The sequence below is a fragment of the Pseudogemmobacter sp. TB195 genome, from assembly GCF_058313095.1.
The window spans coordinates 1-243 of the sequence record NZ_JBZEGG010000211.1 but is presented as its reverse complement, the minus strand read 5'-3'; the positions used below and the strand labels follow the sequence as shown (position 1 = coordinate 243).

General features: G+C 67.1%; 1 protein-coding gene. It reads right to left on the bottom strand.

Annotated features, from left to right (window positions below; translation table 11 throughout):
- The coding region (locus AC4FS3_RS29405) for a TolC family protein (protein WP_491023481.1) at positions 1–243 on the bottom strand (243 nt) is incomplete at both ends.

Sequence of the window (243 nt, the reverse complement as noted above, 5' to 3'; positions counted from 1 at the left end):
CTGAGGAGAGCGCGTCGCCGCGCACATTGTTGTCGAATGATCGCGAAACGTTGGCGGACAGGCCAACCTGCGGCAACAGCGCGCCCTCCGCCACCTTGATCTGCAATTCGGCGGCGTCGGCGCTATGCAGGGCCGAGGCGATGGCCGGATGCTCGCGCAGGGCGAGGTTCACGGCAGCGGTCTGGCTTTTCGGCAGCAGCGACTCAAGCGAGCGGCCTGGCGCGAGTTTCGTAGGCTGCTCGC